A 25,123-nucleotide genomic window follows, 5' to 3' on the forward strand; every position below is an offset into this window, starting at 1 on the left:
GGGACGGCTATCTCGCGGCAGCACGCCGGCGCAGGCGTTCGGCGACGAAGATGAGAAGCCCCATGAAGACGAACAGGCAGGTCGAGACGGCGGCGATCGCGGGCGAGACCTGAAGCGTCACCTCGTCCCAGAACTGCTTCGGCAACGTCGCGTTCAAGCCGCCGGTGGCAAACAGCGCGATGGTGAGCTCGTCGAACGAGGTCGCGAAGGCGAACAGGAACGACGACATCATGCCGGCCCCGAGGATCGGGAAGGTGACGTAGCGCAACGTGGCAAGCGGGCGCGCGCCGAGACTCTGCGCGGCATGGTCGAGCCGCGTGTCGTAATTGCGCAGCACGGCCATCATGGTCATGACCACGTAGGGCACCGCGACGACGGTATGGCCGAGAATGAGGCCGAAGGCGCTGCCGACAAGGCCCATGCGCGCGAAGACGTAGAACAGGCCGACCGCGATGATCATGCGCGGCACGACGATCGGCGACAGGATGAAGGCGAGCCACGCCGCCTTGCCGGGAATGTCGCTGCGCACCAGCAGGAACGCGGCCGGCGTGCCGATCAGCATCGCCAGCAATCCAGTGCCGATTCCGACCAGCAGCGAGCGCAGCAGCGCCTGGGTCCAGACCGGCGAATTCAGCACCGTCTCGTACCAATGCAGGGTGAAACCCTGCGGTGGCCAGTTGAGGCCGCCGGTGCCGAACGACAGCGGGATCATCAGAATGGTCGGCGCGCTGATGACGAGCAGCATGGTCCAGACGAAGGCCCGCAAGCCGAGGCCGGCCTGATCTGGATTGCGGTCGCGACGGCGTGACGGCAGCAGGCGGAGGAGTCCGTCCGAGATCGCGCCGAGCAGCGTGAGGAGCGCATCTCCCACCCTCTGCGCCGGGGCAAACAAGCGCGACGGCGCCGCCTTGCGAGGCGCGGATGCGCCGGTCATGGTCGACAGGCCGAGCAGTCGGTCATAGGCCGCAAAGACGATGAGGACCACGAGCAGCAGCAGCACCGAAATCGCGCCGGCAAAGCCCCAATTCATGGTCTGCTGGACCTGGTCGATGATGAGCTGCGTGATCATGGTCTCGCGGCGCCCGCCAAGCAGCGCCGGCACGATGAAGAAGCCGATCGCGGTGACGAACACCATGATTCCGGCGGCGGCGACGCCGGGCAGCGACAGCGGGAAATAGATCTTCCAGAACGCCATGCCCGGCCGCGCCCCGAGGGTTGCGGCCGCGCGCGGCAAGGTGCGATCGATGTTCTCCATCACGGAGAGCATGGTCAGAACGGCAAGCGGCAGCAGCGCATTCACCATGCCGACGAGGACGCTGCCGAAATTGTAGAGCAGGCTCGCAGGACTGGAGATGATGCCGAGCGAGATCAGCATCTTGTTGATGACGCCGTTGCGCCCGAGCAGCACGATCCAGGCGAACGCGCGGACCAGGAAGCTGGTCCAGAACGACAGCAGCACCCAGAACAGAAGCTTCGTCTTTCGGTCCTTGCCGGCGATCGAGATCAGATAGGCGATCGGGTAACCCGTCGCGATGCAGACGAGCGTGGTGACCAGCGAGATCTTCAGGGTTATCAGCAGGACGTCGAGATAAACCGACGAGGCAAAGAGCTGGCGATATTGGGCAAGCGTGAAGCCATTGTCGCCGTAGACGCTGAGCAGCAGCAACTGGCCGACGGGATAGACCAGGAACAGCACGAGCAGCAGGATGAGCGGCGCGCCCATCGCAGCCCGCGTCCAGGCCAGCCTCCGCGATATCGTGCGCAGGGCGGCCAAGCTCAGATCCCCTTCCCGTCGCGGATGGCGACGGCGTCGACCGCATTCCATCCGAGCGACAGACGCTGTCCTATCTCGTAGGGCGCCGACCCGCTGCGGGTCGGGTGCGCTGCGACGAGCTGCGGCAGGCCCGCCATCTCCGGAGCGATGTAGAGCCGCGTCAGGCTGCCGCTGATCATCACGTCCACGAGCCGGCCGCTGAGCTGGCCGCCTTCCCCGCCGACCACGAGGTTCTGCGGACGAACCATGACCTTGATCGGCTCGCCCGCGGCGAAACTGCTGCCATTGCCGACCGCGCGCGACGCCCCCGCCTGCTCGGCGAGGACGATGTCGAGCCCGTCGCCGTCGACGCTGCGCACGGTGGCGCTGAGCAGATTGGACTCGCCGAGGAAGTCGGCAACGAACAGCGAGCGCGGCCGGAAGTAAAGATCCTGGGGCGTGCCGAGCTGCTCGATCGCACCCGCATTCATCAGGCAAATGCGATCCGACATGGTCATCGCCTCTTCCTGGTCGTGGGTGACGTAGACGATCGTGGTGCCGAGCTCGCGATGGATGCGCTTGATCTCGAGCTGCATCTGGTCGCGCAGCTTCTTGTCGAGCGCACCGAGCGGCTCGTCCATCAGAATGATCGCGGGGCGATAGACGATGCAGCGTGCCAGTGCGATGCGCTGCTGCTGACCACCGGACAGCTCGCGCGGATAGCGCTTTGCAACGTGCGGCAGCCGCACCGTCTCCAGCGCCTCGGCGGTGCGCCGGCGCGCCTCGGCGTCGGACACTTTCCGCATCTTCAGGGGAAAGGCGATGTTGTCCTCGATCGTCATGTGAGGAAACAGCGCATAGTTCTGGAACACGACGCCGATGTCGCGGTCATAGGCCGGGCTATGCGTGACGTCGGCGTCGTCGATCAGGATCCGTCCCTCGTCGGGATGGGCGAGGCCCGCGATCAGGCTGAGCATCGTCGTCTTGCCCGAGCCGGACGGACCGAGCAGCGTGAGGAATTCGCCCTTCGCGACATCGAGGCTGGTCGGCGCCAGCGCGACGAAGTCGCCATAGCGCTTGCACAACTCGTGAATGCGCAGGCTCGATGAGACCATGGGCCGCTCCGATCCCTTGGCGCCTCCCTTGCCGGTCAAGCCAGGATCCAGCTGTTGAAGCGCTCGATGACGGCGGCCTGGTTGTCGTACCAGAACTTCGCGTCGATCTTCAGCCCGGCCTTGATGTTGTCAGGATAGGTCGGACAGTTCTTTGCGACCTCGGGCTTGACGTAGTTGAAGGCCTCCGGCTGCGTCAGGCCGGCCGGGAAATATTCGACGAGCGCCGCCTGCCGCTTCGGATCGGAGGCGAACTTGATGAACTCGCGGCAGGCATCGGCGTTCGGCGTGCCGGCGAGGATCGACCAATTGTCGGCACCCCAGATGCCCTGGTTCCAGACAATCTCGACGGGCGCACCGGCCGCCTGCGCGGACTGCGCGCGCGACACCCAGGTCGGAAGCATGTCGATCTCGCCGGAGGTCAGCATCTGCTCGACCTGCGCGCCGCTGGTCCACCACACCGCGACCTGCGACTTGATCTTGTCGAGCGAGGCAAAGGCCTTGTCGAGATCGCAGGGATAGACCTGCGCGGTCGGCGCGCCCGCGCCCATCAGCGCTTCCTCGATCGTGTCGAACGGATGCTTGCGCACCGAACGGCGTCCGGGGAAATCCGCCACGTTCCAGAAATCGGCCCAGGACTGCGGCGCCTTGCGGCCCTTGAAGGCGTCCGTGCGATAGGCCAGCACGGTGGTGTAGACGTTGGTGGCAACGCCGTAGGGCGATGCGTATTCGGCCGGGATCGACTTGATGACGGGCTCGGCTTCGAGGCCGTGCTTCTCCAGATATTGCTTGGCGCCGGTGGTCAGGATCTGGATCGCGGGCCAGGAAATCTTGGCCATGTCCCAGGTGTAGTTCTTGGTGTCGACCATGGTCTTGATCTGCGCGACAGGCTCGGCATTGGCCTGCACGCCGACGACCTCGATCCCGGTCGCCTCGGTGAAGGGCCGGTAGTACACGGCGCCATAGGCCTTGGTGTAGATGCCGCCGTCGTCGCGCACGACGATGCGCTTGCCGGCGGCGCGGGACGGCGACCAGACGGAGGGCGCGGCGAGCGCGACGGCGCCAGCCCCTGCGCCCAGCAGCAGGCGACGGCGGGAAGTGATGATCTTCGGTGCGTTGGTCATGTCAGTCCCCTCTCTACGATGTTGCATTGGTCGGCGAAGCGGCGGCCGCCTCAGTCGCCGATGACGGCGGCAGAACGCGGCCGGGATTGAACAGACCCGATGGGTCGAACGCCTGTTTCACCGCCCGCATCAAGGCGAGCTCGACCGGCGGCTTGTAGCGGGTCATCTCGCCGGTCAGGGTGCGGCCGACGCCGTGCTCGGCGCTGAACGTACCGCGCAGCGAGCTTGCGACGTCGTTCATGGCGCGGCGGATCCGCTGTGCAACGGCGTCGCGATCCGGCAGCGCGTCCCATTCGGCGAAGCTGAAGAAGGGGATGAGGTGGATGTTGCCGTCGCCCATATGGCCGACGATGATGAACGGCAGACCCGGCACGATCGCACGCACGGCCGCCATGGCCTGGTCGATGAAATCAGGCACGGTCGAGACCGGCACCGCGGTGTCCGACGTCAGGCCGACGCCGGCCTTCTTGTTGGCTTCCGACACGCTGTGACGCACCAGCCACATCGCCTTGCGCTGCGCCTCGCTCGATGCGACGACGCCGTCGCTGACGAGCCCGGCCTCTAACGCCTGTTCGAGCACCGTCTGCATCGTCGCGGCGAGCACTGCGGCATCGCCGGTATCGGAGAGTTCGACGAGGACGTGCCAGGTGTTGATCTCTGCGACCGGACAGCGTCGGCCCGGGACCTGCTCCAGCACCAGCTCAATCTGCTTCGCATTCATCAGCTCGAACGCGGAGAGCCGTGAATTGCAGGCGGCCTGGAACAGGCCGAGCACCTTGAGCGCTGCTTGCGGACTGTCGACCGCGAGCCAGGCAACAGCCTCCGCCGTCGGCAGCGGATGCAGTTTCAGCACCGCGCCGGTGATGATGCCGAGCGTCCCCTCTGAACCGATGAAAAGATGCTTGAGGTCGTAGCCGGTGTTGTTCTTGCGCAGCGCGTAGAGCCCATCCCAGATCGAGCCGTCCGGCAGCACGACCTCGAGCCCGAGCACGTTGTCGCGCGTGTTGCCGTAGCGGAGCACGCCGGTGCCGCCGGCATTGGTGCCGATGTTGCCGCCGATCTGGCACGAGCCTTCGGCGCCGAGGCTGACCGGATAGAGCCGGCCGGCGGCAGCGGCGCTCTCCTGGATGGTCGCCAGCACGCAGCCGGCATCGACCACCATGGTGTTGTTAACGGGATCGAGCGAACGGATTCGGCGCATGCGCGTCAACGCGACGATGACCGGTGGCTTGCCCTGCCCCGACGGCGTCGCACCGCCGCACAGGCTGGTGTTGCCGCCCTGCGGCAGCACCGGCGTTTCATGCGCGACGCAGAGACGGACGATCGCCGCGACCTGCTCCGTCGTCGAGGGCAGCACCGCGCAGAGCGCCGGCGCGCGAAACCGGCCGCGCCAATCCTCGGTGACAGCAGCGAGATCCTCCTCGCGCGTCAGCACGGCCGTGTCGCCCAGCAACTGCCTGAACGCCTCGATCAATGCCATCTACCGGCCTCCGGAACGGGCCGACGCTGGCCCAAACGGGTTCTGCATAAGTAATCGCAATGCAATTACTTCAATCGCATTATGCTGATCATGAATTCGATGTGACAGGGAGTCAAGCGGGGGCGTCCGGCTGCGTCGCGGCGACGCGCCACACCTCCGCTGGCATTCCCCGCGAAGGCGTGGAATCCAGTACGCCGCGGCCTCTCCGTGGCCCGCTCCCGTCTCTGGAATACTGGATCGCCCGATCAAGTCGGACGATGACACCGAGAATGTGGAAACACCTGCCACAGACTCGTCATTGCAAATGACGCGGGGAGGCGGCGTCCGACACAACGCAAAAAGAAAAAAGGCCGAGATTGCTCCCGGCCTTTCGTGTTTGATGGATGGCCGGGTCAAGCCCGGCCATGACGACGTCTACGACGTCACTTCGCTTCCGCCCGCTTCGGGGGCTGCGCCGGCCACGACTTGATCAGCGTGTCGTAGTCGACCGTCTCGCCCTTCGGCTTCTCGTTGGCGAGCTTGCGCTGCGGCGCGATCGTGCCGTCCTTCTGGGCCTTGGCGAACCAGTACTCGGCCGTCTCCTTCTTGTGCAGCTTCGGACCGCAGGCGCCCTGCACGCCGGACTTCTCCAGGCGCTCCATCACGGAGTCCTGGGCCGCCGCGAGAGCGTCCATGGCCTGCTGCGGCGTCTTCGTACCGGACGACGCATCGCCGATATTCTGCCACCAGAGCTGCGCGAGCTTCGGATAGTCAGGCACGTTGTTGCCGGTCGGGGTCCACTGCACGCGCGCGGGCGAGCGGTAGAACTCGATCAGGCCGCCGAGCTTCGGCGCACGCTCGGTGAACGACTTGTCCCAGATGTCGGATTCACGGATGAAGGTGAGACCGACATGGCTCTTCTTCAGCGACACCGTCTTCGAGACGATGAACTGGAGATAGAGCCAGGCCGCCTTGCGGCGGTCAGCCGGAGTCGACTTCAACAGCGTGAGCGAGCCGGCGTCCTGGTAGCCGAGCTTCATGCCTTCCTTCCAGTACGAGCCGTGCGGCGACGGGGCCATACGCCATTTCGGCGTACCGTCCGCGTTCATCACGGCGATGCCGGGCTTCACCATGTCGGCGGTGAAGGCGGTGTACCAGAACATCTGCTGGGCGATGTTGCCCTGCGCCGGCACCGGACCCGACTCGGAGAAGGTCATGCCCTGCGCCTGCGGCGGGGCATACTTCTTCATCCATTCGAGGTACTTGGTGATCGAGTAGACCGCAGCCGGACCGTTGGTGTCGCCGCCGCGCTCGACCGACGAGCCGACCGGACGGCAGCCTTCCATGCGGATGCCCCATTCGTCGACCGGCAGGCCGTTCGGGATGCCCTTGTCGCCGTTACCGGCCATCGACAGCCAGGCGTCGGTGAAACGCCAGCCGAGCGAGGGATCCTTCTTGCCATAGTCCATATGGCCGTAGACCTTGACGCCGTTGATCTCCTTGATGTCGTTGGTGAAGAACTCGGCGATGTCCTCATAGGCCGACCAGTTCACGGGCACGCCGAGCTCGTAGCCATACTTGGCCTTGAACTTGGCCTTGTAGTCGGGGTTGGTGAACCAGTCGTAGCGGAACCAGTAGAGGTTGGCGAACTGCTGGTCGGGCAGCTGATAGAGCTTGCCGTCCGGCGCGGTGCCGAACGACTTGCCGATGAAGTCGTTGACGTCGAGCATCGGGTCGGTGACGTCCTTGCCCTCGCCGGTCATGTAGTCCGACAGCGCGATGGTCTGGCCGTAACGGAAGTGCGTGCCGATCAGGTCGGAGTCGTTGATCCAGCCGTCATAGACGTTCTTGCCCGACTGCATCTGGGTCTGCAGCTTCTCGACGACGTCACCTTCTTGAATGATGTCGTGCTTGAGCTTGATGCCGGTGAGCTCGGAGAACGCCTTGGCGAGCGTCTGCGATTCGTATTCGTGGGTGGTAATGGTCTCGGAGACGACGTTGATCTCCATGCCCTTGAACGGTTCGGCCGCCTTCGCGAACCACTCCAGCTCCTTCTTCTGGTCTTCCTTCGACAGCGTCGAGGGCTGGAATTCCGCGATCCACTTCTGGATCGCGGCATCGTCGGCGGCGCGCACCGGCGCCGAGACGGCGAACGACACCGCGACGATGGCGGCGGCGCTGGACATGGTCAGAAAGCTGCTCTTGGTCAATGGACCTTTCCTTCTCCTAAACTGTCGCATGTTGTTCCTCCGTTGCAGCGACAAACTTTTATACAGACCCGGTTGCCCCCGGATCTGGCCGTCCCTTCGCGAGCGTCAGACCGTGCGGAAAATGAGCACGGCCGTGGCCAGCGAAATTCCACTTGCGAGCCAGAGGCTCGAAATCTCAAAGCCATCCTCGCCGATCGGCAGCGTCGCGATCGCGTCGGTACCGACGAGGCCGATCCACAAGAGGTGGATGACGGCCGCCGATATCAGCGAGATGAACAGGCGATCGCCGCGCGTGGTCGGGATGCGCAGCACGCCGACGCGCTCGGCTTCGGGATAGACCGCGGCAAGGTAAGTCATGACCGCGAGCGTGCATGCGAGTGCGGCGAAGAAGATCGCCGTCGGCAGCGTCCAGGCCATCCATGCGATGGATTCCATTGATGCCTCCTCAGACGCGGCCGAGCGCGAAACCGCTCGCGATGTAATTGCGGACAAACCAGATCACGAGCGCGCCCGGAATGATGGTGAGCACGCCGGCCGCCGCAAGCAAGCCCCAGTCCATGCCGGCGGCCGACACCGTGCGCGTCATGATCGCGGCGATCGGCTTTGCGTGCACCGAGGTCAGCGTGCGCGCGAGCAGCAGCTCGACCCAGGAGAACATGAAGCAGAAGAAGGCGGCGACGCCGATGCCGCTAGCAATCAGCGGCACCAGGATCTTGATGAAGAAGCGCGGGAAGGAATAGCCGTCGAGGAAGGCGGTCTCGTCGATCTCGCGCGGCACGCCCGAGACGAAGCCCTCGAGGATCCACACCGCGAGCGGAACGTTGAAGATGCAGTGCGCGAGCGCAACCGCCCAGGGCGTATCGAACAGGCCGATCGCCGAATAGAGATTGAAGAACGGCAGCGCATAGACCGCCGCCGGCGCCATGCGGTTCGACAGCAGCCAGAAGAACAAATGCTTGTCGCCGAGGAAGCGATAGCGCGAGAAGGCGTAAGCCGCCGGCAGCGCCACCGAGATCGAGATGATGGTGTTGAGGACGACGTATTCCAGCGAGTTGATATAGCCGGAATACCAGCTCTCGTCGGTGAAGATGCGCTTGTAGTGCTGCAAGGTCGGCGTGTGCGGCCACAGCGTCATCGTAGAGACGATCTCGCTGTTGGTCTTGAAGCTCATGTTGATGAGCCAGTAGATCGGCAGCAGCAGGAAGACCAGGAACAGCCCCATGATGAGGCGGCGGCCGGGAATCGAATGCATCAGGCCACTCCTTCCTTTGGCTTGAGCGCGGGCACGGGCTTGAGCGCGGCCGCAGGCTTGGGCTCCAGCGCCGGTTCGCTCTCCGCCTGGACCTTTCGTTCGACGCCGGCATTGGTCATGACGGTGTAGAAGATCCAGCACACGATCAGGATGATCAGATTGTAGACCAGCGACAGCGCGGCGGCCTTGCCGAGGTCGAACTGGCCGAGCGCGATCTTGACCAGCTCGATCGACACGAAGGTGGTGGAATTGCCGGGTCCGCCGCCGGTGACGACGAACGGCTCGGTGTAGATCATGAAGCTGTCCATGAAGCGCAGCAGCACCGCGATCAGCAGCACGCGGTTCATCTTCGGCAGCTGGATCGCCTTGAACACCGCCCAGCGCGAGGCGCCGTCGATCTGGGCCGCCTGGTAATAGGCATCCGGGATCGATTTCAGGCCGGCATAGCAGAGCAGCGCGACAAGGCTGGTCCAGTGCCAGACGTCCATCACGATGACGGTGACCCAGGCGTCGACCTCGTTGGAGACGTAGTTGTAGTCGATGCCCATGGCATTCAGCACGTAGCCGAGCAGGCCGATGTCGGGCCGGCCGAAGATCTGCCAGATCGTGCCGACCACGTTCCACGGAATCAAGAGCGGCAGCGCCAGGATGATGAGGCAGGCCGCGACGGTCCAGCCCTGGCGCGGCATCGACAGCGCGACGACGATTCCGAGCGGCACCTCGATCGCGAGGATCACCATCGAGAAGAACAGGTTTCGCCCGAGGGAAGCGAGAAAGCGGCCGCCGAGATCAGTCGAGGGGTCGAGCAGCTCCTTGAACCAGCCGACACCGTTCCAGAAGAACTGGTTGTTGCCGAAGGTATCCTGCATCGAATAGTTCACCACCGTCATCAGCGGCAGCACCGCCGAGAAGGCGACCACCAGGAACACCGGCAGCACCAGGAACCAGGCTTTTTGGTTGACGGTCTTGTCCATCAGGCGGTTCCCTCAACCAGAAGGCTGTCGGCATAGACGTGGACATGCGACGGATCGAATTTCAGCCCGGCCGTGCCGTCGGATGGCGTGAAGCCCGCCGGCGCGCGCGCCGCGAGCTTGGCGTCGCCAACACGCACACGCGCAAAGCGGATGCGACCGAGATCGTCGATGCGTTCGACCTTCGCGCTGAGCAGGCCGGGCGCGGGCGTGACGGCCTCGACGAATTCGGGGCGCACGCCGATCTCGATCTTGGCGCCTGCCGATAGATTGTCGTAAGCGCGGTTGAGCGCGATGACATGGCCGTCGACCCTGGCCTCGCGTCCCCTCACCTCCGCCGGCAGGATGTTCATGCCGGGCGAGCCGATGAAGTAGCCGACGAAGGTGTGCGCCGGCTTGTCGAACAGCTCGGCCGGCGTGCCGCTCTGCACCACCCGGCCGTCATGCATGACGACGACGGTGTCGGCGAAGGTGAGCGCCTCGGTCTGGTCATGGGTAACGTAGATCATCGTGAGGTCGAGCTCGCGATGCAGCGCCTTCAGCTTGGAGCGCAGCTGCCATTTCAGCTCGGGATCGATCACCGTCAGCGGCTCGTCGAACAGCACGGCGGCAACGTCGGAGCGGACGAGGCCGCGGCCGAGTGAGATCTTCTGCTTGGCGTCGGCCGTGAGCCGCGTGGCTTTGCGGTTCAGATAGGGCTCGAGGTCGAGCAGGCGGCCGATCTCGGCGACGCGCTTGTCGATCTCGGCCTTCGGAACGCCGCGGTTCTTGAGCGGAAACGCGAGGTTCTGCCCCACCGTCATGGTGTCGTAGATCACCGGAAACTGGAACACCTGGGCGATGTTGCGCTTCTGCGTCGACAGCGGCGTGATGTCCTTGCCGTCGAACAGGATCTTGCCGCGCGAGGGCGTGATGATGCCGGAGATCACGTTGAGCAGCGTGGTCTTGCCGCAGCCGGACGGCCCAAGCAGCGCATAGGCGCCGCCCTGCCGCCAGGTCATGGTCACCGGCTTCAGCGCAAAGCTTTCCTGTGGCGCATCATTGCCGCCGTAGGAATGGGCGAGATCGACGAGGTCAATGCGAGCCATCGCGCATCCCCCTACGAGCTCGGCGCTGCGACCAATCGGTCGGCAGCATCGAAGACAAAGACATCATTCGGATCAAGCACAGCATCGATGGTCTGGCCGGGCTCGAACTCATGCACGCCGTGCAGCACCGCCACCCAGTTCGATCCGTCGCGGGTCAGATGCACGAAACTCTCCGAACCGGTGATCTCGGTCACCGTGACAGTGGCATGGAAGGCATGGCGATCGGCCTCGCCGTTGGCAAGCCCGAGCTGATGGGCGCGGAAGCCGACGCGATAGGTGCCGTCGGAGAGCGAGGAATAGAGGCCCGAGGCCGGCGAGGCCGTGCCGCCGCCGGCATATTGCACAGAACCGTTCCTCTTCTCGATGCCGACCAGATTGAGCGGCGGATCCGAAAACACCTGTGCGACGCGCAGGGTCTGCGGCCGGCGGTAGACATTGGCGGTCTCGCCCATCTGCAGCGCCTGGCCCTCCCACATGCACACCGTGTTGCCGCCGAGCAGCAGCGCCTCGGTCGGCTCGGTGGTGGCATAGACGAAGATCGCGCCCGAGGCCTCGAAAATGCGCGGCAGCTCGGCACGCAGCTCTTCGCGGAGCTTGTAGTCGAGATTGGCGAGCGGCTCGTCGAGCAGCACGAGATCGGCGCCCTTCACCAGCGCCCGCGCGATCGCGGTGCGCTGCTGCTGGCCGCCTGAGAGCTGGAGCGGCGTGCGCTTCAGGAACGGCTCGAGCCGCAGCAGCTTTGCCGCCTCCGCCACCCGCTTTTCGATCTCCCCGCGCGGCTTGCCCTGCACGCGCAAGGGCGATGCGATGTTCTCGTAGACCGTCAGCGAGGGGTAGTTGATGAATTGCTGATAGACCATCGCGACGGAACGCTGGCGCACGTCGGCGCCGGTGACGTCCTTGCCACCAACCAGCACCCTGCCCGTGCTCGGCTTGTCGAGGCCGGCGAGCAGCCGCATGATCGAGGTCTTGCCCGACAGCGTCGGTCCGAGCAGCACATTCAGCGTGCCGCTTTCGAGCGTCAGCGAGACGTCGCGGATGTGCGCGATGCCGTCGACGGTCCTGGTCACGTGATCGAGTGTCACGCTCATGAACGTCCTCCTGCTTCCAGCAGTGGACTTTGCTGCACAGCGTGGGTCCTGATCCAGTCTTCAAGTGTCGCGATCTCGTCGGCACTTAGTCGCAGGCCGAGCTTGGAGCGGCGCCAGACGATATCCTCGGCGGTGACCGCCCATTCATTGGCCATGAGGTAGCGCACCTCGCGCTCGGTCAGTGTCGCACCGAAGGCCTGGCCGAGATCCGCGGCCGATTTGGCATCGCCGAGCAGCTTGATCGCCCTGGTGCCGTAGGCGCGCGCAAGGCGACGTGCATGCTCATGGCTGAGGAAGGGATAGCCACGCTGAAGCTCGGCGATCAGGCCGTCGACATCGGACACACCCATATCCCCGCCGGGCAGCGGCCATTTGCCGGTCCAGCCCTCGCGCGCTTTCGCACTGCGAAGATAGGGCGCGAGCCGCTCCAGCGCCTCTTCGGCGAGGCGCCGATAGGTGGTGATCTTGCCGCCATAGATCGACAGCAGCGGCACGCCGCCGGGGGTGTCGAGCTCGAACACGTAGTCGCGCGTCGCGGCCTTGGCCTCGTTGGCGCCGTCGTCATAGAGCGGTCGCACACCGGAATAGGTCCAGACCACGTCATCGGGCGTGACGGGTTTCGCCAGATACTCGCTCGCCGCCGTGCAGAGATACTGAATCTCCTCGGGCGTCGCCTTCACCTTGGCAGGATCGCCGTCATAGTCGCGATCGGTGGTGCCTATCAGCGTAAAATCGTCCTGATAGGGGATCACGAAGATGATGCGGCCGTCGGCGTTCTGGAACATGTAGGCACGGTCGTGGTCGTAGAGCTTCTTGACCACGATATGCGAGCCCTGCACCAGGCGCACCTTGGCTTTCGCATTGACGCCGGCGCCGCGGCCGAGCACGTCCTCGACCCAGGGACCGCCGGCATTGATCAGGGCCTTCGCCCGAATCGACGAACGTGCACCGGTCAGCGTGTTGACCATGCTGACGGTCCAGATGCCATCGGACTGGCGGATCTCGGTGGCGCGGGTGCGGGTGCGGATCTCGGCGCCCTTGTCGGCGGCATCGCGCGCGTTGAGCACGACGAGGCGGGCGTCATCGACGAAGCAGTCGGAATATTCGAAGGCGCGGCTGTAGCGGTTCGGGATCAGCGGTTTGCCGACCTCGTCACGCTTGAGATCGACCGAGCGGGTCGCCGGCAGCAGATGGCGGCCGCCGATGTGATCATAAAGGAAGAGGCCGAGGCGCAGCAGCCAGGCCGGGCGCAGGCCGGCGTGATGCGGCAAAACGAAACGTAAGGGACGGATGATGTGGGGCGCGATGCCCCAGAGGATCTCGCGCTCGATCAGCGCTTCGCGGACGAGCCGAAACTCGTAATATTCGAGATAGCGCAGGCCGCCATGCACCAGCTTGGTCGACCAGGACGAGGTCCCGCTCGCCAGATCGTTCATTTCACACAGGAAAACCGTGTTGCCGCGGCCCACCGCGTCGCGCGCGATGCCGCAGCCGTTAACACCGCCTCCAATGATGGCGAGGTCGAAAATACGCTCCAACAGACGCATCCCCCGGCGACCGCCCGTTCCTTCGAGCGGCTACTTTCGTTTTTGATTAGATCACACCGAAAAACGAAAGCAAGATGAAAGAGAGACGAAAGGAAGTGAAAGAGGAACTTTTTTGATGGGCAAGAAGCCGAGAAATGAAGCAGCTCGGAGGGGGCAATTTGAAGCAAGCGCGCCCTTGAAAGGTCATCAACGCAGAATTATAGTCATAATAGTCATATTGGTTTCCACTCCATGGTCGATAGCAACCCTGCACCTGCCACGCTTCCGACTGATGACACTTGGACGCTCGCCAATGCCAAGGCACGGCTGTCCGAGGTAATCGATCGCGCCCAAACCGGCCCGCAGGTCATCACCCGCCACGGCAAACCCAATGCGGTCGTCGTTTCCGCCGAGGAATGGGCGCGCAAGGTCGCTCGCAAAGGTACGCTCGCCGAATTCCTGCTGGCGTCGCCGCTGCGTGGCGCAGACCTTGAGCTCGATCGCGTGCACGACACGCCACGCGACGAAATGCCGTGAACCTGCTGCTCGACACCAACGTACTGTCCGAGGTTCGGCGGCCTGCGCCTTCGCCGAAAGTTCTGGCGTGGCTTGATACGATCGATGAGGATCGCACTTTCATCAGTGTTGCCTCGATCGCCGAGCTTCGCCGCGGCGTGGCGTCGCTGGAGGACGGCCGTCGGCGCACAGCGTTAGCCGCCTGGCTGACTCATGATCTACCGGCGCGGTTTGCCGAACGCGTCCTGCCGATCGACCACGCGGTGGCGGAACGCTGGGGCGACCTGATGGCGCAGAGCCGCAGAAGTGGCGTCGTATTGTCTGTCATGGACGGCTTCTTTGCCGCAACCGCGCTCGCGAACAGCCTCACGCTCGTCACGCGCAATGTGAAGGATTTTGCACCGTTCGGCCTGTCGCTGCTCAACCCGTGGGACGCCTAACACCCTATCTCAGCCGCACCACCGGTGCCGCTTCAGGCGCCGCGTCCTGCGCATCGGCCTGGGTGTCGTCGATATCCGCCCCCTTCGGCATCGCCTCCACCACTTCGATGCCCTTGCTGTGGCAGATGGTGGCGAGGCGCTCGGGGAGCTCCTGATCCGTCACAAAGGTCTGTATCTGGGTCATATGGGCGATGCGCACCGGCGCGCTGCGGCGGAGCTTTGTGGAATCGGCAACCAGCATGACACTGCGGGCGTTGGCGATGATGGCCTGCGCGACCTGCACCTCGCGATAGTCGAAGTCGAGCAGCGCGCCCTCCTCGTCGATCGCGGAGGCCCCGATGATGGCATAGTCGACCTTGAACTGGCCGATCAGCTGCGTCGCGGTCGAGCCGACCACCGCGCCGTCGGCGCGGCGCACCGTGCCGCCGGCCACCACCACCTCGATGCGGGGATGGCGGTAGAGCAGCATGGCGACGTTGAGGTTGTTGGTGATGACGAGAAGATCCTCGTGCGAGGTCAGGGCGCTCGCGACCTCCTCCGTCGTGGTGCCGATGTTGATGAACAGCGAGCAGCCGTTCGGGATCAGCGACGCGGCCGCGGCGCCAATGGCCTTCTTCTCATCGGCGGCCACGAAGCGGCGCGCCTCGTAGGCGAGGTTTTCCACGCCGGAGGCGATGATGGCGCCGCCATGGATGCGGGTCAGCGATCTCCGCTCGCAGAGATCGTTGAGATCCTTGCGGATGGTCTGTGCCGAAACCTCGAACCTGCGCGCGAGCTCCTCGACCATGACACGGCCGGAAGCGCGCGCGATGTTGAGGATTTCGGCTTGGCGGTGGGTCAGTCCGGTCACGGCAACGGCCTCAAATCAGGAGGATGCATGGTGCGGCGGTTCGCGGCTTCGGTCAATGTGCGCGCCGATCACGGTTAACGGATGGCCGTCACCACGCCATTTCTTACCAAGTCATGGCGCTGGCCAGATGCGCGAGCAGCTGCGGATCGTCGAAGGCACTGGCGGACGCGACCGCGCCTGATGCAACCAGGTCAGCATGGCTGAGGCTGGTGCGGATGCCGATGGTCGGAATGCCGGCCGCTGTGGCGGATTGCACGCCGGTGCGGGAGTCCTCGAATGCGACCGAGGTCTCCGGCCTCGCCCCGACGAAACGCAGACCTTCCTGATAGGGCAGCGGATGCGGCTTGCCGTGCGGCAGCTCGGCGCCGATCACGAGCGCCTTGAAGCGGTGCGCGATGCCGAGGCCTGACAGCAGCAGCTCGGCGTTGAGACGCGGCGCGTTGGTCACGGCGACCATGGGAATGCCGGCGCCATCAGCCCGGTCAAGCAGCGCCATCAGGCCCGGCAGCGGCGCGATCTGCCCGGCCACCAGCGTGCGGAAGACCTCCTCCTTCTCGTCGAGGATCAAGGCGCGCCGCTCCGGCGCTTCGTGGGGCAGAAAGCGCTCGCGGATCGCGACATTGGCGAAACCTTGCAGCTCCCTGGAGAAGCGCGCGTGGTCAAAGACATGGCCGTGCGGACCAAGCACCTGGTTGAAGGCCTTCAAATGCAACGGGTCGGTGTCGGCGAGCGTGCCGTCGATGTCGAACAGCAATGCCCTGCCCGTCGTACCCTGTCTGGCCTCGATCATTTCCGTACTTTCCAAAATGCGCGACGCATCGATGCGCGAGACGTATCAATACGGCCTCGATCGCGCAATGACGCATCCACATGACGACAATGCGGCACTCGACAAAGTCGCGCGCGGCTGCAACACTCCGTGCAAGATCAAAAAGGAGGAAACGATGACGATCAACCGACGCGATCTGGCTCTCTCGACTCTTGCCGTCTCGGCGCTCGCGCTCACATCACCTGCGCTTGCCGCATCGGCGGACGAGGAAGCCGTGGCGAAGAAGGTCGAGGCCTTCCGCCTCGCCCAGATCGCGGCCGACCCGAAGGCGCTCGGCGCGCTGTGCTGGGACGATCTCAGCTACAGCCATTCCAGCGGCAAGGTCGAGGACAAGGCGACCTTCATCGCCAACGCCACCGACGGCAAGTCGAAATTCCTTTCGATCGAATACAAGGACCCGACCATCAAGGTGATCGGCCCCGCCGCGATCGTGCGCTTCCACTGGGTCGCGGAACAGGAGATGGCGGCCGATGGGAAGAAAGTGCCGACCAACCTTCACATCCTGATGAACTGGCAGAAGCAGGGCGACGAGTGGAAGCTGCTGTCGCGGGCCGCAACGAAGTTGTGATGCCCGCTCTTACCCTCTCCCCCTGCGGGAGAGGGTGGCTCGCCGCAAGGCGGCGAGACGGGTGAGAGGTCTCTCTCCGCGAGCGAATGTCTCACTTGTGAGTTTGCCGAGCCAACACCTCATCCGGCGCCATAGCCGAAGCTTTGCTTCGGCGTTCTCTTAGCAACGGCCGCCGAAGGCGGCCTACGCCACCTTCTCCCACAAGCGGAGAAGGAAGAAGACAGCAGCACTGAGGGCTGCATAAAATTCCGACCACACTTTGCGCGTCAGAATTCGCGCCACCTAGCGCAATGCGCCGTATTGCGACCTGACGCTCGACAAAATCAAGTGCGGCTGCAACAGTGGGCGCAAGATCAAGAACGGAGGACACGATGACACTGAATCGCGATCATGCCGCCACGACGGACCACGAGGCGGTGGCAAGAAACGTCGAGGCATTCCGTCTCGCCCAGATCGCGGCCGACCCGAAAGCGCTCAGCGCACTATGCGCGGATGATCTGAGCTACAGCCATTCCAACGGCTTCCTCGAGGACAGGGCGGCCTTCGTCGCCAACGCCACTGACGGCAAGACGGAGTTCCTGTCGATTACGTACAAGGATCCGACCATCAAGATCGTCGGCTCCGCCGCGATTGTGCGCTTCCACTGGCTGGCCGAGATGATGACCGGCGGACAGAAAGTGGCAAACAGCCTTCATATCCTGATGAACTGGCAGAAGCAGGGCGACGATTGGAAGCTGTTGTCACGCTCCGCGACGAAGTTGTGATCGACGCCGTCATTCCGGGACGCGCCGACAGCCGCGGGCGATAATGCGCAATTGCGCATCTGAGAATCCATTGGTCGGCAATTTCTGCAGCACGATAGATTCCGGGTTCGCGCTAAGCGCGCCCCGGAATAACAGGTGCGACGCTTACGCCGCCTCCTTCACATCGCCGTTAACCAGCTTGCGCGCAGCGCGCTCGGCTTCGCGGGCGTTGCGAAAGAGCTGGCCTTCGAGACGGTTGAAGCGGTGCGACGAGGCGAAGAAGCAATAGCCTCCTTGGGAACGAACGACGATACCTGCGGTCTGCGAATTAACTTCGATGATGTAGCTGTCCGGCATGGTCCGTGAGGTCCTCAGTGCGCGCAGATAACGGCATCCAGGCCCAAAGGTTCCTGGGCATCTGAGGCCGTTTTCCACCCCGAATCGACACGCAATTGAGTACGCCGAGACCTCATCCGTTTTGTGACTTGTTCTTGGCGAAGCCGCGACGGATGCGGACGCGACGCCGCGCGATCATCCGCCGCGCGCGCTTACGTCGCGATCGACGTGTCCGTGGAGCGCACCTCCTGCGGACGGCCGTGCTCGTCGATCGAGACATAAGTGAAGTTGCCGTCGGTGACGAGGAACGGATGCTCCTCGCCGCGGCGCAGCGCCCAGGCTTCGAGATGCACGGTCATCGACGTGCGGCCGACCCGCACGAGATTGGCATAGACCGAGACGAGATCGCCAACGTAGACGGCCTTGCGAAAATTCATCGCCTCGATCGCGACCGTCACCGTACGCGACTTCGCGACCTTTGATGCGAACACGCCGCCGCCGACGTCCATCTGGCTGAGCAGCCAGCCACCGAAGATGTCGCCGTTCGCATTGGTGTCGGCGGGCATCGCCAGCGTGCGGATGCAGAGATCGCCGCGCGGGGCGGTATCGGACTTCTCGGTCATGTGGCTCTCACTTGAAATGATCCCAGCCCGGATCGGGCGCGAAGCGTCCGCCGAACCGTTCGGCCAGCGCGCGCAGCGTGGATACAATATTTTCCGCGCCGCGCGTGCGCGCATAGTTCAGCGGACCGCCGCGGAACGGCGCATAGCCGGTCCCGAAGATCATCGCGCCGTCGACCGCATCAGGGTCATCGACGATGCCTTCGCGAAGGGCCGCAATGCAGACATTGGACATCGGCAGCACCAGACGGTCGATCATCTGGTCGGTGACGCGCGGACCGGTCTCAGGCAGCGGCGCCCTCTCGGCCTTGCCGTCCTTCCAGGTGTAAAAACCCTTGCCGGACTTGCGGCCGAGCTCACCCTTGGTGACCTTCTCGCGCAGCCAGGCCGGCGTCGGCGGCAAGAGGTCGCCGAACTTGGCGCGCAGCATGTCGCCGACATCGAGGCAGATATCGAGGCCGACCTGATCGGCGAGCTCGATCGGTCCCATCGGCATGCCGAACTGCTCGGCCGCAGCATCGATCAGGCGCTGGTCGATCTTCTCGTCCAGCATCACCATCGCTTCCAGCATGTAGGGCGTCAGCGCGCGGTTGACGAGGAAGCCGGGCGAGCTCTTCACGGGCAGCGGCAGCCGATCGATGGCACCGACGAAGGCGAGCGCTTCCTTTAGCACCTGCGACTCATTGCCGTCGTGGCTGACGACCTCGACAAGCTGCAGCCGCGACACCGGGTTGAAGAAATGCAGGCCAACGAGGCGCTCCGGCCGCGCCAGCGTGGTGCGCAGATCCTGAAGCGGAATGCTGGAGGTGTTGGTCGCAAGGATCGCGCCCGGTTTCATCCGCGGCTCGAGGCCGGCATAGACCTTCTGCTTCAGCTCGAGCTTTTCCGGCACCGCCTCGATGATGAGATCGGCGTTACGCACGCCCTCGCCGTCCATGTCGGGGATCAGTCGATCGAGTGCGTCGCGCACCTCGGTCGGTCTGCGGATGATCTTGCCGTAGAGCTCGGCGGCGCGCTTCACCGCGCCGGCGATCGGCTCGGCCTTCATGTCGGCGAGCGAGACGCGCAGTCCCTGTCCCGCACACCAGGCCGCGATGTCGCCGCCCATGGCGCCGGCGCCGATGACGTGGACGTGCTTGATGGTGTTGCCGGTGCCGGCGGCCTTCTTCATTTGCTCGCGCAGGAAGAAGACGCGGATCAAATTTTGCGCGGTCGGCGTCACCATCAATTTGGCGAAGGAGGCCTGCTCGGCCTTCAGCATCGCGGCCTTGCTGCCGCCATGCGTCTCCCACAGATCGATCAGCGCGTAAGGCGCCGGATAGTGCTCGCGCGATGCAGCCTTCGCTGCCTCCGAGCGCATGCGCTTGGCCAGCAACCCACGCACGGGCCCGAAATTGGCCGCGCGTGTGAGGAGACCCGGACGCGCCCGCTTCAGGCGGCCGAACAGCGCGTCCTTCACGGCGCCCCGGACGTGGCGCTCCTGCGTCACGGTGTCGACGAGGCCGAGCGACTTGGCGCGGCGCGCATCGATGGTGCGCCCCGTAAGCATCAAGGCCATCGACTGCGTCGGGTTGACCAGCGCCGTGAAACGCGCGGTGCCGCCGAGGCCGGGATGCAGGCCCAGCATCACCTCCGGGAAGCCGAAGCGCGCGCCGTCGATGGCGATGCGCGACTGACAGGCGAGCGCAACCTCGAGCCCGCCGCCGAGGCAGAAGCCGTGGATGACCGCGACCGTCGGCAGCTTGAGCGCATCCAGATGATCCACCACCGCATGCGCGGCGCGGATGCGTGTCTCCACCATCTCGGCATCGCTGGCGCCGCGGAATTCGTTGACGTCGGCGCCGGCAATGAAGCCGGACGATTTTGCCGAGCGGATCACGAGACCGGCCGGACGCTCGGTCTCGATTGCCGCGAGCACGGCGTCGAACTCCTCCATCACGTCGGACGAGAGCGTGTTAGCGCTTGCGTCAGCGCGGTCGAACAGCAGCCAGGCAACGCCGTCGGCATCGCGGGTCAGCTTGAAGTGCTTGTACCGGCCGTCCGAAGCGGGCTGCGGTCCGAGCTCCAGCACGCGGTCGCCGAGCGCGGTCATGATCTTTGAATCCATGGTCACACCGCCTCGATCAGCATGGCGCCGCCGAGCCCGCCGCCGATGCATTCGGTGGCGACCCCACGCCGCGTGCCGAGCCGCTTCATTGCATTGACGAGATGCAGCACGATGCGATTGCCGGAGGTGCCGACGGGATGACCGAGCGAGATCGCGCCGCCGTCGACATTGAGCCTTTCGCGGTCGATCTCGCCGGCCGCGCCGTCGAGGCCGAGGATCTCGCGGCAGAACTTGTCGTCGTTCCAGGCGGCGAGGCAGCCGAGCACCTGCGTGGCAAAGGCCTCGTTCAACTCCCAGGTCTCGACGTCCTTGATGGTGAGGTCGTTGCGCTGAAGCAGCGGCGTTGCCGACATCACGGGTCCGAGCCCCATGATGCTGGGATCGAGCGCGGCCCAGTGGCTGTCGACGATCGCAGCCTTCGGCGTCAGTCCGTGTTTTGCCACCGCCGCATCGGAAGCAAGGATCACCCAGGACGCGCCGTCGGTGATCTGCGAGGAATTGCCGGCCGTGACCTGGCCCCACGGACGCTCGAACACCGGCCTCAGCTTTGAGAGCGTCTCGGCCGTCGAGTCCGGGCGCACGCCGTCGTCATGATCGAAGAATTTGCCGTCGCGGGAGAACGCGGTCTCGACCTCGCCCTTCAGATATCCTTTGGCCTGCGCGTGGGCGAGCCGGCGGTGGCTCTCGGCCGCATAGGCGTCCGACTGGGCGCGGGTGATGCCGAAGAGATGGCCGACGACTTCGGCGGTCTGGCCCATGTTGAGGTCGGTGACTGGATCAGTCAGCCCGCGCTCGAGGCCGATGATCGGCTTGAGATAGCGCGGCCGCAGCCTGAACGCGGCAGCGAGCTTGGCGGCCATGCCCTTGGCGGTGGCAAGGCCGGCGAACCAGCGCACACCGGAATTGGGCCAGACCAGCGGCGCGTGGCTCAGCGCCTCGGTGCCTCCCGCCAAAATCATGTCGGCATGGCCCTCGCGGATGTAGCGATAGGCGGTGTCGATCGACTGCATGCCAGAGCCGCAATTGATCTGCACCGTGAAGGCGACCATGTCCTCGCCCATGCCGAGCCGGAGCGCGGCGACACGGGCTGGGTTCATCTCGTCGGCGATCACGTTGACGCAGCCGAGGATGACCTGGTCGAAATCGTCAGGCGAAAACGGCTGGCGCGCCAGCAGCGGCCGGCCGCATTGCACGGCAAGATCGACCGGCGTGAACGGCCCCGGCCCGGAACGTGCTTTCAGAAACGGCGTCCGGCTGCCGTCGACGATGAAAACCGGTCGTGCCATCAGCTCGCCGCCCTCTGTTCACCGAGTTCCTGGAAGAACTGATGCACGTCGCCGGATTTCTTGTAAATCGGCGATAGCGCCTCCGGCGCAAAATCGTCGACCTCGATGACTTTTGTGACGGCTTCGTGAGCGGCCGCGAGCTGCTCGCCTTCGGCCTGCGTGATCACGCCTTTGGCGATGGCGTCTTTCCAGTCGCGGATATGCGCAGCGCGCATGCGCTTGGCGATCGCATCGGTGCTCGCGACCAATTTGAACGCGCGCTCCAGCCGGGCAAAGCCGCTGTCGTCGTCGACATGGGCGAGATCCGGCGTGAGGCGCTCGCGCGCGGCCGACGGCTCCAGCACGATGCCAGCGCATTGATGCACGACACGGTCGGACGGACCGAGCACGCGGGCGCCGAATGGCTGGACCACGAGCTTGAGGAAGCCGGCAACGAAGCGGTTGGGCAGGTTGGCGAGGATTTCGGCCAGCCGGTTCTCGATCGTCTTGAAGCCGGTCGCCATGCACCATTCCAGCGCGGCAAAATCCTCCTTCTGCCGGCCCTCGTCCTGCCATCGCTTGAGCGCGGCCGAGAGCAGGTACAGCTCGGAGAGAATGTCGCCGAAGCGCGCCGACAGCATCTCCTTGCGCTTGAGCGCGCCGCCGAGCGTCAGTAACGCCATGTCGGCGCAGAGCGCGAACGCCGCGGAGTAGCGCGAGAGCTGGCGATAGAACGGCGTGGCATCGCCCGCATCCGGTGCCATCGCGAAGGCGCCGAAGGTCCAGCTCTGGCCGAAGGCACGGAACAGTGTCCGGAAGCTATGGCCGACGTGTTTCCAGAACGCAGTGTCGAAGGCGGTGAGCCCGCGCTCGCGATCGGTGTCGGCCAGCGCGTTCATCTCGTCGAGCAGATAGGGATGCGCGCGGATCGCGCCCTGCCCGAACACGATGAGATTGCGGGTGAGGATATTGGCGCCCTCGACGGTGATGCCGACCGGCACGGCGCGATGCAGATTGCCGATATAGTTTTGCGGGCCGTCGATCACCGCCTTGCCGCCATGGATATCCATGGCATCGTCGACCGCGGTCCGCATCCGCTCGGTCGCATGCAGTTTCATGATGCCGGAGATCACGGCGGGATGAACGCCGGCGTTGAGCGCTGCGCAGGTCAGCCGCCGTGCTGCATCGAGCTGGTAGGCGGTCGCAACGATGCGCGCGAGCGGCTCCTCGACGCCCTCGAATTTGGAGATGGAGATGCCGAACTGCTCGCGGATGCGGGCATAGGCACCGGTGGTGCGCGCGGCATAGGCGGCGCCCGCAGCGGAGAGCGACGGCAGCGAGATGCCGCGGCCGGCGGCGAGCGCCGTCATCAGCATCTTCCAGCCCTGCCCGAGGCGCTCCTTGCCGCCGATGACGTAATCGAGCGGGATGAAGACGTCGCGGCCCCGGTTCGGGCCGTTCTGGAACACCTGCATCGACGGCAGATGGCGATGGCCGATCTCGACACCGGGCAGGTTGGTCGGGATGAGCGCGACGGTGATGCCGAGCTCTTCCTGCTGGCCCACTAGATGGTCGGGATCGTAGGCCTTGAAGGCGAGGCCAAGGAGTGTCGCCACGGGGCCGAGCGTGATGTAGCGCTTGTGCCAGTTGAGGCGGAGGCCTGTGACCTCGCGGCCTTCAAAGTTGCCCTTGCAGATGATGCCGGTGTCGATCATCGAGGCGGCATCTGAGCCGGCCTCAGGGCTGGTGAGGCCGAAGCAGGGAATGTCGCGACCGTCGGCAAGCCGCGGCAGCCAGCGCTCCTGCTGCTCCTTGGTGCCGAAGCGCATCAGGAGTTCGCCGGGGCCGAGCGAGTTCGGCACCATCACGGTGACCGCCGCTGCGATCGAACGGGTCGAGATCTTGCGCACCACTTCCGAATGCGCGTAGGGCGAAAAGCCGAGGCCGCCAAACTCCTTCGGAATGATCATGCCGAAGAATTTCTCGCGCTTGACGAAGTGCCAGACATCCGGCGGCAGGTCGCGCCATTCCCAGAAGATCTTCCACTCGTCGAGCATGGCGCAGAGCTCGTCTACAGGCCCGTTGAGAAAGGCCTGCTCCTCGTCGGTGAGCCGCGCCGGCGGCACCTTCAGGAGCTTGGTCCAGTCGGGATTGCCGGTGAAGAGGTCGGCGTCCCACCAGACGTCACCGGCCTCCAGCGCCTCGCGCTCGGTGTCGGACATCGCCGGCAGCACGCCGCGCGCCCAGGAGAAGATCGGCTTTGTGATGTTGTCGCGGCGGAAGCTCATGGCGGACCTCATGGATCGGCGCGGTTATCAGGCATTTTAGCGGAAAGTGGCCGGGGTGCGTGAACACTTCGCCTGCAAAAAGACGCGAATTGACGCGGCCGGGCGGCCGCCCCGGGGACCATAACGGCCGGGGCGTGGAGGCAGTTCCGGGAGGGGGAATGGGGCTAGATGTCTCCCCGCGTCATTCCGGGGCACGCGAAGCGTGAGCCCTGAATCCATAACCACGATCGGGAGTATGGATTCCGGGCTCGCGCCTCGCGGCGCGCCCCGGAATGACGGTGGAGAAAGTCCGGCCGGCCTAATCCGGCCGGATCATCTCGAACATGTTTTCCGGCTTGATTTCGAAATAATCGCCACGGCGGCCGGCGCGGACGATGGGGCGGGCGGCGGCGGTCTGGTAGACGCCGTCCTTGATCATGGCCTTGTCGATGTGGACGGCGACGACCTCACCCAGCGTCAGCCAGGCGTCGGCCTCCTTGCCGTCGGCGCCCTTGAGGCGGACGATGTCGGACACCTTGCACTCGAAGGCGACCGGGCTCTCGCCGACGCGCGGCACGTTGACGAGCTTGCCGGGCACGGCGGTCAGCCCCGCGATCTCGAACTCGTCGACCTCGGGGGCGACATGCGCGGCGGTTGCATTCATGTGCTTGGCGAGATCCATCGTGGCGAGATTCCAGACGAACTCGCCGGTCTGCTGGATGTTCTCGACCGAGTCCTTCCAGTTGGTGGAGGAGAAGCCGATGATCGGCGGCACGTAACAGAAGGCGTTGAAGAAGCTGTAGGGCGCGAGGTTGACGTGGCCCTTGGTGTCGCGCGAGGAGATCCAGCCGATCGGCCGCGGCGCGATGATGGCATTGAAGGGATCGTGCTTGAGGCCGTGGCCCTTGGAGGGCTCGTAGAAGTAAAGGTCTTTATCGGTCACGCCGCTGTTTCTCCGTTTTCCGTCATTCCGGGGCGGTCCGCAGGACCGAACCC

The 25,123-nt window shown here is 64.8% G+C and carries 23 protein-coding genes; 4 read left to right on the plus strand and 19 right to left on the minus strand.

The window, feature by feature from the left end:
• Positions 1-7: 7 nt before the first annotated feature.
• From BRAGE_RS0127085 to glpD, 11 genes are all read right to left on the minus strand, one after another.
• Entirely contained in the window at positions 8-1,774 is a 1,767-nt protein-coding gene (locus BRAGE_RS0127085; RefSeq protein ID WP_035730090.1) for an ABC transporter permease subunit, read from the minus strand.
• A gap of 2 nt (positions 1,775-1,776) precedes the next feature.
• The gene (locus tag BRAGE_RS0127090; RefSeq protein WP_027564317.1) at positions 1,777-2,868 is read right to left on the minus strand and encodes an ABC transporter ATP-binding protein; all 1,092 of its coding nucleotides are present in this window, start codon (positions 2,866-2,868) and stop codon (positions 1,777-1,779) included.
• 35 nt (positions 2,869-2,903) lie between these two features.
• On the minus strand, positions 2,904-3,989 hold the full coding sequence (locus BRAGE_RS0127095) for an ABC transporter substrate-binding protein (RefSeq protein WP_027564316.1): 1,086 nt from the start codon (positions 3,987-3,989) through the stop codon (positions 2,904-2,906).
• Positions 3,990-4,002: 13 nt separating this feature from the next.
• Entirely contained in the window at positions 4,003-5,469 is a 1,467-nt protein-coding gene (locus tag BRAGE_RS0127100; RefSeq protein WP_035730092.1) for an FAD-binding oxidoreductase, read from the minus strand.
• Positions 5,470-5,891: 422 nt separating this feature from the next.
• Positions 5,892-7,634: an ABC transporter substrate-binding protein gene (locus BRAGE_RS0127105; RefSeq protein ID WP_027564315.1), complete on the minus strand. Its 1,743-nt coding sequence runs from the start codon at positions 7,632-7,634 to the stop codon at positions 5,892-5,894.
• 129 nt (positions 7,635-7,763) lie between these two features.
• Positions 7,764-8,093 (minus strand): DUF2160 domain-containing protein, encoded by a 330-nt coding sequence (locus BRAGE_RS0127110; protein ID WP_027564314.1) that lies wholly within the window; start codon positions 8,091-8,093, stop codon positions 7,764-7,766.
• A gap of 10 nt (positions 8,094-8,103) precedes the next feature.
• Complete coding sequence (locus BRAGE_RS0127115) at positions 8,104-8,910, minus strand: carbohydrate ABC transporter permease (RefSeq protein WP_027564313.1); 807 nt, start codon at positions 8,908-8,910, stop codon at positions 8,104-8,106.
• Positions 8,910-9,884: a carbohydrate ABC transporter permease gene (locus tag BRAGE_RS0127120; protein ID WP_027564312.1), complete on the minus strand. Its 975-nt coding sequence runs from the start codon at positions 9,882-9,884 to the stop codon at positions 8,910-8,912. Before BRAGE_RS0127120 ends, BRAGE_RS0127115 begins: the two co-directional genes overlap by 1 nt.
• Entirely contained in the window at positions 9,884-10,969 is a 1,086-nt protein-coding gene (locus BRAGE_RS0127125) for an ABC transporter ATP-binding protein (RefSeq protein ID WP_027564311.1), read from the minus strand. The genes BRAGE_RS0127120 and BRAGE_RS0127125 overlap by 1 nt, the downstream gene beginning before the upstream one ends.
• Positions 10,970-10,980: 11 nt before the next feature.
• Positions 10,981-12,060: an ABC transporter ATP-binding protein gene (locus BRAGE_RS0127130; RefSeq protein ID WP_027564310.1), complete on the minus strand. Its 1,080-nt coding sequence runs from the start codon at positions 12,058-12,060 to the stop codon at positions 10,981-10,983.
• Positions 12,057-13,607 (minus strand): glycerol-3-phosphate dehydrogenase, encoded by a 1,551-nt coding sequence (gene glpD / locus BRAGE_RS0127135; protein ID WP_027564309.1) that lies wholly within the window; start codon positions 13,605-13,607, stop codon positions 12,057-12,059. The genes BRAGE_RS0127130 and glpD overlap by 4 nt, the downstream gene beginning before the upstream one ends.
• 231 nt (positions 13,608-13,838) lie before the next feature.
• Here glpD and BRAGE_RS0127140 point away from each other — a divergent pair, with 231 nt between their 5' ends.
• Together BRAGE_RS0127140 and BRAGE_RS0127145 are read left to right on the plus strand one after the other, a co-directional pair.
• A complete protein-coding gene (locus BRAGE_RS0127140; RefSeq protein ID WP_027564308.1) occupies positions 13,839-14,123 on the plus strand; it encodes a type II toxin-antitoxin system Phd/YefM family antitoxin in 285 nt (94 codons plus the stop codon).
• Positions 14,120-14,542: a type II toxin-antitoxin system VapC family toxin gene (locus BRAGE_RS0127145; RefSeq protein ID WP_027564307.1), complete on the plus strand. Its 423-nt coding sequence runs from the start codon at positions 14,120-14,122 to the stop codon at positions 14,540-14,542. The genes BRAGE_RS0127140 and BRAGE_RS0127145 overlap by 4 nt, the downstream gene beginning before the upstream one ends.
• Positions 14,543-14,546: 4 nt before the next feature.
• Here the strand turns inward: BRAGE_RS0127145 and BRAGE_RS0127150 are convergent, their stop codons facing one another.
• Together BRAGE_RS0127150 and BRAGE_RS0127155 are read right to left on the minus strand one after the other, a co-directional pair.
• Entirely contained in the window at positions 14,547-15,392 is an 846-nt protein-coding gene (locus tag BRAGE_RS0127150; RefSeq protein WP_027564306.1) for a DeoR/GlpR family DNA-binding transcription regulator, read from the minus strand.
• A 103-nt stretch (positions 15,393-15,495) separates the two neighbouring features.
• Positions 15,496-16,182 (minus strand): HAD family hydrolase, encoded by a 687-nt coding sequence (locus tag BRAGE_RS0127155; RefSeq protein ID WP_027564305.1) that lies wholly within the window; start codon positions 16,180-16,182, stop codon positions 15,496-15,498.
• A gap of 154 nt (positions 16,183-16,336) precedes the next feature.
• On the opposite strand from BRAGE_RS0127155, the gene BRAGE_RS0127160 reads away from it, so the two are divergent.
• Entirely contained in the window at positions 16,337-16,789 is a 453-nt protein-coding gene (locus BRAGE_RS0127160) for a nuclear transport factor 2 family protein (RefSeq protein WP_027564304.1), read from the plus strand.
• 371 nt (positions 16,790-17,160) lie between these two features.
• Positions 17,161-17,553 carry a nuclear transport factor 2 family protein gene (locus BRAGE_RS0127165; RefSeq protein WP_027564303.1) on the plus strand — a complete coding sequence of 131 codons (393 nt, stop codon included), beginning with the start codon at positions 17,161-17,163 and terminating at the stop codon, positions 17,551-17,553.
• Between the two features lie 144 nt (positions 17,554-17,697).
• On the opposite strand, the gene BRAGE_RS0127170 is transcribed toward BRAGE_RS0127165, so the two are convergent.
• From BRAGE_RS0127170 to BRAGE_RS0127195, 6 genes are all read right to left on the minus strand, one after another.
• Positions 17,698-17,889, minus strand: coding sequence for a hypothetical protein (locus BRAGE_RS0127170; RefSeq protein WP_024341426.1), 192 nt, complete (start codon positions 17,887-17,889; stop codon positions 17,698-17,700).
• A gap of 191 nt (positions 17,890-18,080) precedes the next feature.
• The gene (locus BRAGE_RS0127175; RefSeq protein WP_027564302.1) at positions 18,081-18,491 is read right to left on the minus strand and encodes an acyl-CoA thioesterase; all 411 of its coding nucleotides are present in this window, start codon (positions 18,489-18,491) and stop codon (positions 18,081-18,083) included.
• Between the two features lie 7 nt (positions 18,492-18,498).
• A complete protein-coding gene (locus BRAGE_RS0127180; RefSeq protein ID WP_027564301.1) occupies positions 18,499-20,595 on the minus strand; it encodes a 3-hydroxyacyl-CoA dehydrogenase NAD-binding domain-containing protein in 2,097 nt (698 codons plus the stop codon).
• A gap of 2 nt (positions 20,596-20,597) precedes the next feature.
• Complete coding sequence (locus BRAGE_RS0127185; protein ID WP_027564300.1) at positions 20,598-21,881, minus strand: acetyl-CoA C-acetyltransferase; 1,284 nt, start codon at positions 21,879-21,881, stop codon at positions 20,598-20,600.
• A complete protein-coding gene (locus BRAGE_RS0127190) occupies positions 21,881-24,148 on the minus strand; it encodes an acyl-CoA dehydrogenase (RefSeq protein WP_027564299.1) in 2,268 nt (755 codons plus the stop codon). Before BRAGE_RS0127190 ends, BRAGE_RS0127185 begins: the two co-directional genes overlap by 1 nt.
• Positions 24,149-24,446: 298 nt before the next feature.
• On the minus strand, positions 24,447-25,070 hold the full coding sequence (locus BRAGE_RS0127195) for a flavin reductase family protein (protein ID WP_027564298.1): 624 nt from the start codon (positions 25,068-25,070) through the stop codon (positions 24,447-24,449).
• Positions 25,071-25,123: the final 53 nt, after the last annotated feature.

Source organism: Bradyrhizobium genosp. SA-4 str. CB756 (genome assembly GCF_000473125.1).
GTDB classification, from domain to species: Bacteria; Pseudomonadota; Alphaproteobacteria; order Rhizobiales; family Xanthobacteraceae; genus Bradyrhizobium; species Bradyrhizobium arachidis.

Bases quoted from the DNA above. Each gene is read 5' to 3' on its own strand.
- BRAGE_RS0127160 (WP_027564304.1), top strand. From the start codon at position 16,337: ATGACGATCAACCGACGCGATCTGGCTCTCTCGACTCTTGCCGTCTCG.
- BRAGE_RS0127185 (WP_027564300.1), bottom strand. From the start codon at position 21,881: ATGGCACGACCGGTTTTCATCGTCGACGGCAGCCGGACGCCGTTTCTG.
- glpD (WP_027564309.1), bottom strand. From the start codon at position 13,607: ATGCGTCTGTTGGAGCGTATTTTCGACCTCGCCATCATTGGAGGCGGT.
- BRAGE_RS0127170 (WP_024341426.1), bottom strand. From the start codon at position 17,889: ATGCCGGACAGCTACATCATCGAAGTTAATTCGCAGACCGCAGGTATC.
- BRAGE_RS0127095 (WP_027564316.1), bottom strand. From the start codon at position 3,989: ATGACCAACGCACCGAAGATCATCACTTCCCGCCGTCGCCTGCTGCTG.
- BRAGE_RS0127155 (WP_027564305.1), bottom strand. From the start codon at position 16,182: ATGATCGAGGCCAGACAGGGTACGACGGGCAGGGCATTGCTGTTCGAC.
- BRAGE_RS0127105 (WP_027564315.1), bottom strand. From the start codon at position 7,634: ATGTCCAGCGCCGCCGCCATCGTCGCGGTGTCGTTCGCCGTCTCGGCG.
- BRAGE_RS0127140 (WP_027564308.1), top strand. From the start codon at position 13,839: ATGGTCGATAGCAACCCTGCACCTGCCACGCTTCCGACTGATGACACT.
- BRAGE_RS0127165 (WP_027564303.1), top strand. From the start codon at position 17,161: ATGACACTGAATCGCGATCATGCCGCCACGACGGACCACGAGGCGGTG.
- BRAGE_RS0127100 (WP_035730092.1), bottom strand. From the start codon at position 5,469: ATGGCATTGATCGAGGCGTTCAGGCAGTTGCTGGGCGACACGGCCGTG.
- BRAGE_RS0127115 (WP_027564313.1), bottom strand. From the start codon at position 8,910: ATGCATTCGATTCCCGGCCGCCGCCTCATCATGGGGCTGTTCCTGGTC.
- BRAGE_RS0127090 (WP_027564317.1), bottom strand. From the start codon at position 2,868: ATGGTCTCATCGAGCCTGCGCATTCACGAGTTGTGCAAGCGCTATGGC.
- BRAGE_RS0127125 (WP_027564311.1), bottom strand. From the start codon at position 10,969: ATGGCTCGCATTGACCTCGTCGATCTCGCCCATTCCTACGGCGGCAAT.
- BRAGE_RS0127110 (WP_027564314.1), bottom strand. From the start codon at position 8,093: ATGGAATCCATCGCATGGATGGCCTGGACGCTGCCGACGGCGATCTTC.
- BRAGE_RS0127180 (WP_027564301.1), bottom strand. From the start codon at position 20,595: ATGGATTCAAAGATCATGACCGCGCTCGGCGACCGCGTGCTGGAGCTC.
- BRAGE_RS0127175 (WP_027564302.1), bottom strand. From the start codon at position 18,491: ATGACCGAGAAGTCCGATACCGCCCCGCGCGGCGATCTCTGCATCCGC.
- BRAGE_RS0127190 (WP_027564299.1), bottom strand. From the start codon at position 24,148: ATGAGCTTCCGCCGCGACAACATCACAAAGCCGATCTTCTCCTGGGCG.
- BRAGE_RS0127120 (WP_027564312.1), bottom strand. From the start codon at position 9,884: ATGGACAAGACCGTCAACCAAAAAGCCTGGTTCCTGGTGCTGCCGGTG.
- BRAGE_RS0127130 (WP_027564310.1), bottom strand. From the start codon at position 12,060: ATGAGCGTGACACTCGATCACGTGACCAGGACCGTCGACGGCATCGCG.